Source organism: Mitsuokella jalaludinii DSM 13811 (assembly GCF_000702905.1).
In the GTDB taxonomy this organism is placed as follows: Bacteria; Bacillota; Negativicutes; order Selenomonadales; family Selenomonadaceae; genus Mitsuokella; species Mitsuokella jalaludinii.
The window spans coordinates 32,012-44,394 of the sequence record NZ_JNKR01000010.1 but is presented as its reverse complement, the minus strand read 5'-3'; the positions used below and the strand labels follow the sequence as shown (position 1 = coordinate 44,394).

Here is a 12,383-nt window from a genome sequence, read left to right as displayed (position 1 = left end):
CCTATTCCCTTTTACAGGGATACAATTCCTTGTGGTTCACACTACACCAGTTTACTCTACAGCATCTTTTTTGTCCAGCCACGAGCAACAAAAGGGCCTCCCGCAAGGGAGGCCCTTTTATTGCACGACTGCTTCAAGTGAATCAGCCGAGAATCTTCTGGAGGTAGTTGCGGATGTCGTCGCCGTCTTCCATCGTCATGACGTCTGCGAGGATTTCCTTTGCCTTGACCGAGCTGATGGAGCGGATCTTCTCCTTGACGCGCGGGATCGACGGTGCACTCATCGAGAGCTCGTTGATGCCCATAGCCATGAGCAGGACAGCGGCGTTCGGATCCGACGCCATCTCGCCGCACATGCCGGCCCAGATGCCGTTCTCACGAGCGCTCGTGATTGTGCGCTGTACAAGGCGCAGCACAGCCGGGTTGAAGTGGTTGTAGAGATAGGAAATATTCGCATTGCCGCGGTCGACTGCCAGCGTGTACTGGACGAGATCGTTCGTGCCGATGGAGAAGAAGTCAACGTACTTGGCAAGTACCGGCGTCATGATGGCTGCTGCCGGCGTCTCGACCATGATGCCGACCTGGACATCGTCAGAGTACGCCTTGCCCTCATGCGCGAGCTCGAGTTTTGCTTCCTCGATGAACTCCTTGACCTTCTTGAACTCCGCCACGTTGATGATCATCGGGATCATGATGGCTGCCTTGCCGTAGACGCCGGCGCGCAGGATGGCCTTGAGCTGCGGCAGGAAGAGGTCACGGCGCTGCAGGCTGATGCGGACGGCGCGATAGCCGAGGAACGGATTCTCCTCCTCCGGGATGTTGAGGTACGGCAGCGGCTTGTCACCGCCGATATCCATCGTGCGGATGACGCAGAGCTTGCCCTTGCACTTCTCGATGGCCTCTTTGTAGGCCTTGAACTGGTCTTCCTCCGTCGGGATGTCCTGACGGCCCATGAAGACGAACTCGGAGCGGAACAGGCCAACGCCCTCTGCACCGTAGTTCAGCGCGTTGTCGACGTCCATGTGCGTACCGATGTTGGCCATGAGGTCGACCTTGACACCATCCGTCGTGACAGCCGGCAGGTCCTTAAGAGCCGCGTAATGAGCAGCAAGCTCCTTCTGCTTCTTGATCTTCTCGTCGTAGCTGGCAATATCTTCAGGTGCCGGATTGATGACGATCTCGCCGCGCTCACCGTCCATGATGACGTGGTCGCCATCCGCGATGCGGTCGATGCGGTCTTCCTTGTTGAGGCCGACGATCGTCGGGATTGCGCGAGCCTTGGCGATGATAACGGCATGGGCCGTCGTGCTGCCCGAGCCGAGCAGGACACCGGCGATTTTCTCCGTCTCCATGCCGGCGATGACGGACGGCTCAATCTCACGGCCGCAGAGGATGACCTTCTCGTCACCGATTTCCGGCTCCTTGACGCCGAGGATGTACTTGGCGACGCGCTTGCCGACATCGCGCAGGTCAACAGCGCGGGCTGCAAAGTACTCGTCCTCCATCTGCTCGAACATGACGGCCTGCTCTTCCGCAGCCTTGAGGACGCCCTGTGGCGCATTGCCGAGCTCCTCGATCTTGGCCATGATGTTGTCGGCCATCATCGGGTCCTGTACCATCATGCGGTGTGCTTCCATGATGGCGGCCTGCTCCTTCATGTCCTTGCTCTTGAGCTTCTCGATGCTCTCGCGCAGGATCTCTGCGACAGCCGTCAGGGCATCCTGTGCCTTCTGCTTCTCCGTCGCCTTGTCTTCCGGCTTGTAGTTGACGAGATAGCCGTCAAGGTTCTGGCCTGCGAGCATGATCTTGCCCATGGCGATACCGGAGATGACGCCTTTACCACGAATGATTTCTGCCATTTTACTTTCCCCCTGAAAAATTCCCTGCATTCGCGTGCATTCCCTGCACATATGCAAATGACCTCCCTCCCGCCGGAGCCGGAGGAAGGTCACTCACCTCTTCTGTTCGCTTATCGCGCTCGAATCCGAAATTATTCCTCGCCGAACTTGGAGTCGATGAGGTCTTTCAGAGCCTTGACTGCCTCTGCTTCATCCGGGCCGTCTGCGATAATCGTGACTTCCGTGCCCTTGACGAGGCCCATGCTCATGATCATGAGGATGCTCTTTGCATCGATCGTCTTGCCCTTAGCCTGCAGCTGGATCTTGGACTTGAACTTCGTAGCCGTCTGAACGAAGATGGAAGCCGGGCGAGCGTGGATACCAGTCTTGTTTTCAATCGTAAGCGTTTCCTGAGTCATTTGAACCTCTCCAATCTTAAAACCATTAATCTTACTTTCCCTGTCGTTACAGGAACATAATCAGCACTTATAAATAATGCAAGATACGTGCCAACTTTTTCCTCCAAGCAGGATTTTTTATCTTGACCCGTCAGGCCTTGTACACAAGGCTTCCGAGATCATATCGTCTTTTGCTTTCGGATTGTTCCGCCGCTATATGACGTTCTCCGATATGGGTTTTGGTAAATTTTACCAAAACTGCGATTTTGCTTGGTAATTTTTACCAACGCTTGGTAAATTATACCAAGCCGTATTTCCGCGCCTTGGCCGCCACGGTCTTGTGACTGATGCGCAGCAGTTTGGCCGCGCCGTTGAAGCTCGTTCCCTGGCGAAGGGCGTTTGCAATGATCTGCTTCTCGTACTCTTCCCACGGGAGGACGGTGTCATCGGCAAGGCTCTGCACCTCGCGTCCGGCGATGTCGCCCTTTATATAAGAAGGCAGCATGGCTGTCGTGATGAGGTCCGTGTCCATCAGCGTGATCACGCGCTCGATGACATTCTCGAGCTCGCGGACATTGCCGGGCCAGCGGTAGTGCATGAACATCTGCATGGCGTCCGGCGTGATGCCGCGCACCGCCTTCTTGTTCTCCTTGCTGATCTTCTCGGTGAAGTGCTCGACGAGCAAGGGGATATCGTCGGGGCGGTCGCGCAGCGGCGGCAGGATGATGGGGATGACGTTGAGGCGGTAGTAGAGGTCATCGCGGAAAGTGCCCTCGCGGACCATCGCCTCGAGGTCGCGGTTCGTCGCCGCGATGATGCGCACATCGACGTGAATGGTTTCCTCACCGCCGACGCGGTCGAATTCCTTCTGCTGCAAGACGCGCAGGAGCTTGACCTGCAGGTTCTTGTCGAGCTCCCCGATCTCGTCGAGGAAGATCGTGCCGCGGTTGGCGAGCTCGAACTTGCCGAGCTTGCGGCGCACGGCACCAGTGAAAGCACCCTTCTCGTGGCCAAAGAGCTCTGACTCGAGCAGCGCTCCGGGGATGGCGCCGCAGTTGACGCGGATGAAGGGGCCGCGACGTCGTCCGCTCGCATAGTGGATGCCCTCCGCGATGACCTCCTTGCCCGTGCCGCTCTCGCCGCGGATCAGGACATTGGCCGAAGAGTCCGCCGCCTTCGAGGCCAGCGCCAGCACGTCGACGACCTTGCCGCTCTTGCCGATGTAGTTGGCAAAAGCCTGCGCCGTCTTCTTGGTGCGCAGGAGCTCCTGCTCGAGGTACTCCGCTTTGGCCGAGACTTGCGACAGGCGCTCCATCAAGGTCTGGATTTCCGTGATGTCCTTGATGACCGAGACGACGCCGGCAATCTCGCCGTCGACGAAGATTGGGTTGACATTGGCGACGATCGTCGTGCCGTCCTTCTTGTGGCGGATGCTGCCGATGCGCGCGATGCCAGAGCGAAGCACGGCACAGCGATTGCCGTCGGCAGCCGTCTCAAAGACGTTCTGGCCGATGACCATCTCCGGCGTCTTGTGGACAATGCGCAGATACGACGGATTGACGTAGGTGATCTCGCCGCTGCGGTCGACGACACAGATGCCGTCCTGCACCGACTCGAGGATCATCTGCAGGCGCTCCTGCATCAGGGCATTCTCGTGCAGCAGCTTGTCGACGCCGTGGATCTCCGAGGCCTCGTTCATGATAAAGTCGCTCTCGAGGAAGCGCACCATCTCGATGACGGCCTGACGCCCGTTGTCCCCCTCCGCCGAGACGAAGACTGAGTCACCCTGTGCGACCTTGAGGGTCACGAGCTTCATGAGACTGTGCATCTCACAGCGCTCGCTGCGCGCGCTGCGCAGGTAGAGGTGGCAATCGTAGCGCTTGCAGAGTTCCTGTGCGCGCTGCACGATCATCGCCGCGACGCGCGCATGGATGCCGCCCTCGTCGTGGATGACGGCTTCCCGTTCAAAAATCATGTCCATCGTTCCTTTCTGCTTGTTATTATTATACTATAAAACACGGCCAAAATCCTCTCTCATCGCGTAAAAACCGAACCTTTCAGGCAAATATTTTCTAAGAGCGTCATCATCCGGGCGCCATCATCCGAGCGCCATCATCCGCCAGCACACCCGCCAGCTGCCCGAAAAAATCTGCAATTTTTTCCGAAGCAGCTATTGACAACATTACACGCGAGCGTTATGATAGTACCCGTAATCAAAACAACAGTTCACATAACGAATACAGCTGAAGACAGGAAAGAGTAGACTTCTGGTGCTGATGCATAGCGAGCCGGGCATGGTGAAAGCCGGTGATGAGCAGGAAGCCGAAAATCATCCTCGAGGCATGGCGCTGAACCAGAGTAAGCGACCACGGCTGCTCCCCGTTACAGGAGCCGCGTATGATGGTACGTCGTGAACCTTACGAATGCCTGAGTACGTCAGAGCGTCGTGCTTTGGCACGGAACTTGGGTGGTAACGCGGAAATCAATCCGTCCCTTTCAGAGGGACGGATTTTTTATTTTTATTCCATCACTCGGAACAGCCCTGAGAAATCTTGTGACTGCTTTCATCTCATCTATCATTTATCTTGGAGGTATCATCATGGAACAAGCAGCAAACGTCGATCTTGCCCATCTCAAGCGAGCGCGCGACTGGCGCATCATCCTGCCGGTCTTCCTCGTCTCGATCATCGCCTGCATCGACCGCGTCAATGTCGCCTACGCAAAGCTCACGATGACAGCAGACCTGCCGTGGATCACGCCGGAAGTCTTCGGCATGGGTGCCGGCATCTTCTTCGTCGGCTACCTGATTTTCGAGATCCCGGGCTCGCTCGTCGCCTCGCACTTCTCCGCGACGAAGTGGATCGCGCGCATCATGTTCACCTGGGGCCTCGTCTGCGTCTTCATGGCGTTTATCTCGACCGAGTTCCAGTTCTTCCTCTGCCGCTTCCTCTTGGGCGCGTCGGAGGCCAGCCTCTACCCGGTCATCTACTCCGTGCTCTTCCCGCGCTGGTTCACGGCCGGTGAGCGCGCCCGCGCCACGAGCCTCATGCTGACGTCGCTGCTGCTCTCGAACATCATCGGCGCGCCGATTGCCGGCGTGCTGCTCGAGAGTTCCTTCTTCGGCCTGCACGGCTGGCAGGAGCTCTTCATCCTCGAAGCAATCCCGGCCCTCGCCTTCGCTGTCTTCTTCTTCTTCTGCGTCAAGGACCGCCCGGGCCAGGTCAGCTGGCTCACGGACGCCGAGAAAAAATACCTGACGGACAACTTCAACAAAGAGCAGGCTGCCATGCAGTCCCGCAAGAAATACACGGTTCTCGAAGCATTCCATGACCCGAAAGTCCTCAAGCTCTGCCTGATCTACTTCCTCTGGGTTGTTGGTTTCTGGGGCTTCTACTTCTGGATGCCGACCGTTCTCAAAGAACTCTCCGGTCTCTCGACCTCGCTGCTCGGCGGTGCCATCGCCATCCCGATGACGGCGGCCCTGCTCGTCCAGCTCGTCATCAGCAAGACGGCCACGATGACAGGCGATAAGGTCTGGCACGTAGCCTGCACACTCTTCGTCGGCGCTGTTGGCCTCGGCCTCTCGCCTTTTGCTCAGAGTCTGCCCGTCGCTCTCGCGCTCGTCTGCCTCTCCGCTATCGGCATCCACGCCGCCATGGGCGTCTGGTGGACCATCCCGACGACGTTCCTCACCGGCCCTGCTGCCGCCGGCTCCGTTGCCCTCATCAACTCCTGCGGCAACCTCGGCGGCTGGGTCGGCCCGAACATGATGGCCTGGGTCAAAGTCAATACGGGTTCCTTCGATGCCGGCTACTTCATCATGGGTGCCGCCATGCTCGTCTCCGGCCTGCTCGTCCTGACCATCCAGTACAAGCTCAACGGCCAGCGCAAAGACGTCTTCGCAGCCGATAAAGCCGCCGTCAGCGTTGAAGAAGCCGAAGCATGAGAACAATCAACTGAAAACACTGCTATAAAAAAGGTGATTGACCAACTGTGGTCAATCACCTTTTTATGTCATACAAACCTCAGAGCAACTTCACGCTGATCTTGACGACAACCTTGCGCACGGTCATGGGCTGACCGGAGGCGCAGGCCGGACGATGGATATCTTCCGGGAAAAAGACACTGTAGCAGCCGGGGCGCGCCTCGATGAAGCACTCGTTCTCCACCTTCTTGTAGAAGATCAGGTCGCGGTCGTCGAAGCGCTCCGCCACCTCATAGCTGCCTGTGTCCGGCGTGAAGCCAAGGCGCTCTCTGCCCGAGGCGAGGAACTGGACATCGGCGTACTTTTCATGGGCTTCGGGACGCTGCTCCTCTGCCGGCTTCGTCTCCGCGTCGAAGACCTGCGCGTAGATGTCATCGCCCTGGATCGCATAGCGGCCCGGCTCCATCTTCGTGAAGTCATGCGCCTTCAAGAAATCCAGTGCCTTCTCGACGGCCGTCGGCAGCATGACGCTCTGCTGTTTTGCATGGATGGAAGAAAAAATCATGATATGCCCTCCTCTGTGATCACAATCGCAGTCAATTGTGTGATGCCTTCTCGCCTATTGTATCACATGGAGCACAAATCCACATCAAAGAGATACGGCAAACTCTCTGCCGATGGCTTCGCACGCGGCGATGCCGTCGTCATCAGGGGCGTTCTCGATGGCAAGGCCGTCGCCTATGAGCTTGGCGCCCGCATTGCGCGTGCGCTCAGCCCAGGACTCCATCCAGGCACCGCCGCCCCAGCCGTAGGAACCGAAGAGTGCGACAGGCACGCCCTGCAGATGGCTCTCGGCCTCTGCGAAGAAGGGCTCGAACGCCCCTTCCTCGAGGACTTCATCCCCCATGGCCGGGCAGCCGAACATCAGGCCATCGTATTCTTTGAGGCGCTCGACGCCGCCAAACGATTCTACCTCGAATACATCGACATCGGCGCCGGCCTCCTTGGCCCCCTTCTCGATGGCCCTGGCCATCTCCAGCGTATTGCCCGTGCCGGTCCAGTAAATGATTGCGATCTTGCTCATTGAGAATCACCTTTCTTTCTATAAAAGTATATCTGCTTCTTCTGACTCAAACGGCTTTGACGAGATCCGGGAACGAACAGCCCTGCTCGAGGCGCGAGCAGAAGTCCTCCGTGCAGTGCGCATAGCGGTCGAACAGCGCCCGCGTCTCTCTTTCGTTCGCGTATACCTTCCAATACCCACTATAGCAGAAATCCTGCCCTTTGTGCGTGATAAAACCGACAACATCCTCGACAGGATAGCCAAGGAACAGGCCAATCTCATGCGGGAAGGATTTCTGGAGCTGCATGCGCAGGCACAGATGCGCGAGGCATACATCGAGCCCTTCGTCACACGGATAGCCGTACGCCTGCAGCAAATCCCGTACCTCCGCCTGCTCCAGATGGCGGCGAAGGCATGCTGCCCGGTAGAACAGCAGCAGCGTGTACGCCTCTCCCTCCGCTACGCGGAAGACTTCGATTCCCTTGCAGGAAAAACACGCCTTGTACGAGGCCAGCAGCCCTTCGAAATCATCAAAGCGGTCCCTGCGGAAGGAGAGCAGACTCGCGGGCCGCAGCCCGACGAGCAGCGGCGCGGCGTGGAAGCCCATGAGCTGTTCGAAACCCTCTCGTCCCAAAATGCATCACCTCTTGTTGAAAATTATTATCATCGTTGCTCTGCCTGTATTATATCGAAAATGTTTCTCAATTACAAGGCGGCCGATAAAATTTTTCGATTTCGCCTTTGTCCTCCTATGAGATAACCCCCTTTGATGCTATAATGGACAATAGCATAGTCAGGACTCGTAGCAGTCTGTAAGATTGTATTGACAACATTTCATTCCTATGCTACTATCAAAACATATAAGATTAATATGATTAGGAGGTAACTCATTCTATGATACAGCTGTCTCATATCGAGAAGACGTATGACAGCCCCTCCGGTCCCGTCAAGGCGCTCAAGGGTATCGACCTGACGATCGAGCGCGGCGAGATCTTCGGTATCATCGGCCTCAGCGGCGCGGGCAAGTCCACGCTGATTCGCTGCATCAACATGCTCGAGCGCCCGACGGCCGGCAAGGTCATCGTCGACGGTCAGGACATGACGGCCATGAGCGAGAAAGAGCTGCGCAAGGCGCGCAAGAACATCGGCATGATCTTCCAGCACTTCAACCTGCTGAGCTCGGCTACTGTCTACGACAACATCGCATTCCCGCTGCGCCTCTCGCACACGCCGGAAGCAGAGATCAAGAAAAAGGTACTGCCGCTCTTGGAGCTCGTCGGCCTGGCCGACAAGGCGCACCAGTACCCCTCACAGCTCTCTGGCGGCCAGAAGCAGCGCGTCGGCATCGCCCGCGCACTCGCGAGCGAGCCGAAAGTCCTGCTCTGCGACGAGGCAACAAGCGCCCTCGACCCGCAGACGACGCGCTCGATTCTCGAGCTCATCCAGGACATCAACCGCAAGCTCTCGCTGACGGTCGTCGTCATCACGCACGAGATGCAGGTCATCAAGGACATCTGCGACAAGGTCGCCGTCATCGAGAACGGCGTCATTGCCGAGCAGGGCACCGTCCTCGAGGTCTTCACGAACCCGCAGAAGCCCATCACGAAGGACTTCATCAGCGTCCTGCTCTCGAACGAGCTGCCCGCGGCGTTCCGCGGCGGCGAAGTCTCGAAGACGCCGCTGCCCGGCGCCTATCTCTTGCTGCGCCTGACGTTCATCGGCGAATCGGCCGACGACCCCGTGCTGGCCGGCATGATCCGCAAGTTCCCGGAAATCGAGGTCACGATGCTCTTCGGCAACCTCGACCAGATCAAGTCGACGCCTTTTGGGCGCATGATCATCGGCATCACGGGCCCGGAGGCAAAGATCCAGGAAGCTCTCCAGTACCTGCGCCAGCAAGATCTCAAAGAGGAGGTGATCGGCTATGTCCGCAGACATGATTCCACTTCTGACTAAGGCCCTCGGCGAGACGGTCTACATGGTCGTCGTCTCGATGGTCATCGCCACCATCATCGGCGTGCCGCTCGGCGTACTGCTTCACACGACGAGCAAGGGACAGATTCTCGAGTCGCTGGCTGTCAACCGCATCGTCGGCGCCATCGTCAACGCGGTGCGCTCCATCCCGTTCATCATCCTGCTCGTCGCCATCATCCCGTTCACACGCCTGCTCGTCGGCTCGGCCATCGGCACGACGGCTGCCATGGTACCGCTCGTCATCGCTGCAATCCCGTTCATCGGGCGCCAGGTTGAGACGAGCCTTAAGGAAGTGCCGTTCGGCCTCGTCGAGGCTGCGCAGTCGATGGGCGCAACGCCGGCCCAGATCATCTGGAAGGTCCTGCTTCCGGAATCGATGTCCTCGATTGTCGCACAGCTCACGACCGTCATCATCAGCCTCGTCGGCGAGTCGGCCATGGCCGGTGCCGTCGGCGGCGGCGGCCTCGGTGACCTCGCCATCCGCTACGGCTACCAGCGCTTCCGCCCGGAAATCATGCTGGCCACCGTCGTCATCCTCATCGTACTCGTTCAGCTCGTCCAGTTCGTCGGCAATACGCTCGCCAAACGTCTGGACAAGAGATAAACAAAAAGGGAGGAATCCACATGAAAAAAGTACTCGCACTCATCGCTGCGCTCGTCGTCGCGACGCTGGCTTTCGCCGGCTGCGGCGGCAGCCAGTCCTCTTCTTCGTCCTCGTCGAGCGCAGCTCAGACGAGCGGCACGAAGACGCTCAAGGTAGGTGCTACGGCTGTGCCGCACGCCGAAATCCTCGAGGCAGCCAAGCCGCTGCTCGAGAAAGAAGGCATCAAACTCGACATCGTCGAATTCAACGACTACGTCCAGCCGAACCTCGCCCTCAACGACAAGGAACTCGATGCCAACTTCTACCAGCATGACCCGTACCTCCAGAACTTCATGGAAGAGCACAAGGAAGTCAAGCTCGTCAGCGCCGGCGGCGTCCACATCGAACCGATGGGCATCTACTCCAAGAAGGTCAACGACCTCAAGGACCTCAAAGACGGCGCTACAATCTCCATCCCGAACGATCCGACCAACGGCGGCCGCGCCCTGCTCCTTCTCGAGAAAGCTGGTCTGCTGAAGCTCAAGGACGGCGTCAAGGAGAAGGCAACGCTGCAGGATATCGCGGAGAACCCGAAGAACTTCAAGTTCCAGGAAGTCGAAGCCGCACAGGTTCCGCGCACGCTCGATGATGTCGATGCCGCCATCATCAACTCCAACTTCGCAATGCAGGTCCAGCTCGACCCGACGAAGGATTCGCTCTTCATCGAGGACAGCACGAGCCCGTACGTCAACATTGTCGCCGTACGCCAGGGCGATGAGAACCGCCCCGAGATCCAGGCTCTCATGAAAGTCCTGCACAGCCAGGAAATCAAGGATTTCATCAACAACAAGTATAAAGGCGCTGTCGTCCCGGCATTCTGATTGCCCAAGACAGCACAAAAGCTCCATCAGTAACGCTGATGGAGCTTTTTTCATGCATCATCATTGCACGATCGTGATGCGGCCCTGCGGTGCCTTGTAGTCGGCGCTGACTGTGCCGCCGAGTTCTTTGAGGTAGTTGCGGACGGCGTCGGTGTCGAGGTAGTCGACATCGTGGATGGTGACTTTAGCAGGGTCCTGCATGGAGTAGTAGGAGTCGCCGCCGGAGGTCAGGAAGTCGGGGACGGCGATGTTGTAGGTCGCCTCCGGGTCGAACGGCTTGCCGCCGACGCTCGTAATCGTGACGCGCGAGCCGGGGGCTGCCGGACGGTAATAGACGGAATGCGGGTAAAGCTCGCCTTTTGCGAACGGCGTTTTCGTGTCGACCGTGTAGACGATTCCTGCAACCTGCGGGAAAGCGCCGAGCGCTGTCGGCGTCGTGCACGTCGCCGCCTCGAGGATCTCGAGCAGCGTCGAGCCCTTCATGGTGACGTACTGCAGGTAGTTGTGGTACGGCAGGACGCGCAGCAGGTCGGCCTCCGTGATCGTGCCGGCCTTGATGCCCGCGCGGATGCTGCCGCCGTTCATCAGGGCGCCGTCAATCGTGACGCGGTCGAGCACCGCAGCCTGACGGACCTGCCAGAGGTAAGCATCGGCGAGGAAGTCGCCGAGGTTCGTCTCTTCCGTGCGCACGCCCGGGTCGCGACTGCCGTTGAGCTCAAATGGCGTCATGCCGACTTTTGTCGCGAGTCTCTTGTCGATGGCGGCCTGCGCCTTATCGACGATTGCCTTGACCTTGGCATCCTCTTTGTTGAACTGGCCGTAGGCATGGAGATCTTCCTGCCACTTGCCATCTTCATAGCGGACAACGCCGATGTTCGCGAGGTGCGACCCCGTCTCGGTCAGCAGACTGCCGTCAATGTAGAGATTCTTGACCGTGTGATCGTGGCCGTCGATGAAGACGTCGATGCCCTTGACGTTCGCGAGGACGTCGTTTGAGCGGTCGCCGATGGCATCCGGCTCGCTGCCAAGATGGCCGATGGCGACGATGAGGTCACAGTGCGCGGCCTTGAGCGCCGCGACTTCCTTCTGGGCTGCTTCGTACATTTCCTCTTTCGAGAGGAAGGTCAGGCCGCGCGTGCTCTTCGGGTTCGACGTCGTGATGGTCGACGGCGTCGTCAGGCCGAAGACACCGATCTTGAGACTACCCTTGCGGATGATGGCGTGCGTCTTGCCCGTGAACGGCTTGCCCGTCGCATCGACGATGATGTTGGCCGACACGATCGGGAACTTCGCCTGCTTGATGCGCTCCATGGTCACATCCGAGCCGTAGTCGAACTCATGATTGCCCAGCGTCATGGCATCGTAGCCCACGGCGTTCATGAAGTCAATGGCCGTCTTGCCCTTGCTGAAATTGACGAGATTGTTGTCCTGGATCGCATCGCCGGCATCGACGAGCAGGACCTTGTAGCCCTTGGCCTCGTAATCCTTCTTGAGTGCGGCGACTGTCGCCATGCCGTTGACGCCGTCGGCACGCTGGTCATAGCCATGCGTGTCATTCGTGTGCAAGATGACGAGATGCGAGAAATCCGCCGCAAACGCCGTGCCCCAGAGACAGGCAAAGACGAGTGCCAGCACTGCCAGTATCTTTTTCATAAATTCTCCTTTCGGCAAAATAATACTAAAACCATACTCTTACATCCATTGTACCGAACGAAAATTCTG

11 protein-coding genes and 1 other annotated feature are annotated in these 12,383 nt (G+C 58.2%); of the genes, 4 read left to right on the top strand and 7 right to left on the bottom strand.

The annotated features are described in order from the left end of the window. Positions 1–142 precede the first annotated feature (142 nt). The 3 genes from ptsP to T518_RS06645 all read right to left on the bottom strand — a co-directional run bounded on the left by ptsP (position 143) and on the right by T518_RS06645 (position 4,210). On the bottom strand, positions 143–1,858 hold the full coding sequence (gene ptsP / locus T518_RS06655) for a phosphoenolpyruvate--protein phosphotransferase (RefSeq protein ID WP_036377221.1): 1,716 nt from the start codon (positions 1,856–1,858) through the stop codon (positions 143–145). 131 nt (positions 1,859–1,989) lie between these two features. Continuing rightward, positions 1,990–2,256, bottom strand: coding sequence for an HPr family phosphocarrier protein (locus T518_RS06650; protein WP_036377218.1), 267 nt, complete (start codon positions 2,254–2,256; stop codon positions 1,990–1,992). A gap of 277 nt (positions 2,257–2,533) precedes the next feature. Continuing rightward, positions 2,534–4,210 carry a sigma 54-interacting transcriptional regulator gene (locus T518_RS06645; protein WP_036377300.1) on the bottom strand — a complete coding sequence of 559 codons (1,677 nt, stop codon included), beginning with the start codon at positions 4,208–4,210 and terminating at the stop codon, positions 2,534–2,536. Positions 4,211–4,472: 262 nt separating this feature from the next. Beyond that, positions 4,473–4,733, top strand: a binding site (T-box leader). Between the two features lie 101 nt (positions 4,734–4,834). On the opposite strand from T518_RS06645, the gene T518_RS06640 reads away from it, so the two are divergent. Then, positions 4,835–6,181 carry an MFS transporter gene (locus tag T518_RS06640; RefSeq protein WP_036377215.1) on the top strand — a complete coding sequence of 449 codons (1,347 nt, stop codon included), beginning with the start codon at positions 4,835–4,837 and terminating at the stop codon, positions 6,179–6,181. A gap of 79 nt (positions 6,182–6,260) precedes the next feature. On the opposite strand, the gene T518_RS06635 is transcribed toward T518_RS06640, so the two are convergent. The 3 genes from T518_RS06635 to T518_RS06625 form a co-directional block, all read right to left on the bottom strand. Then, positions 6,261–6,725 carry a NanQ anomerase/TabA/YiaL family protein gene (locus T518_RS06635; RefSeq protein ID WP_036377212.1) on the bottom strand — a complete coding sequence of 155 codons (465 nt, stop codon included), beginning with the start codon at positions 6,723–6,725 and terminating at the stop codon, positions 6,261–6,263. 84 nt (positions 6,726–6,809) lie between these two features. After that, on the bottom strand, positions 6,810–7,244 hold the full coding sequence (locus tag T518_RS06630) for a flavodoxin (protein ID WP_036377209.1): 435 nt from the start codon (positions 7,242–7,244) through the stop codon (positions 6,810–6,812). A gap of 46 nt (positions 7,245–7,290) precedes the next feature. Next, positions 7,291–7,830: a DUF3793 family protein gene (locus T518_RS06625; protein ID WP_036377206.1), complete on the bottom strand. Its 540-nt coding sequence runs from the start codon at positions 7,828–7,830 to the stop codon at positions 7,291–7,293. A gap of 287 nt (positions 7,831–8,117) precedes the next feature. On the opposite strand from T518_RS06625, the gene T518_RS06620 reads away from it, so the two are divergent. From T518_RS06620 to T518_RS06610, 3 genes are read left to right on the top strand one after another with little or no spacing between them, the layout of a single operon-like run. Further along, positions 8,118–9,179: a methionine ABC transporter ATP-binding protein gene (locus T518_RS06620; protein ID WP_036377203.1), complete on the top strand. Its 1,062-nt coding sequence runs from the start codon at positions 8,118–8,120 to the stop codon at positions 9,177–9,179. After that, on the top strand, positions 9,148–9,801 hold the full coding sequence (locus tag T518_RS06615; protein ID WP_036377200.1) for a methionine ABC transporter permease: 654 nt from the start codon (positions 9,148–9,150) through the stop codon (positions 9,799–9,801). The genes T518_RS06620 and T518_RS06615 overlap by 32 nt, the downstream gene beginning before the upstream one ends. 20 nt (positions 9,802–9,821) lie before the next feature. Next, complete coding sequence (locus T518_RS06610; protein WP_036377197.1) at positions 9,822–10,661, top strand: MetQ/NlpA family ABC transporter substrate-binding protein; 840 nt, start codon at positions 9,822–9,824, stop codon at positions 10,659–10,661. Between the two features lie 60 nt (positions 10,662–10,721). Here the strand turns inward: T518_RS06610 and T518_RS06605 are convergent, their stop codons facing one another. Next, complete coding sequence (locus T518_RS06605; protein WP_036377194.1) at positions 10,722–12,314, bottom strand: bifunctional metallophosphatase/5'-nucleotidase; 1,593 nt, start codon at positions 12,312–12,314, stop codon at positions 10,722–10,724. Positions 12,315–12,383 lie beyond the last annotated feature (69 nt).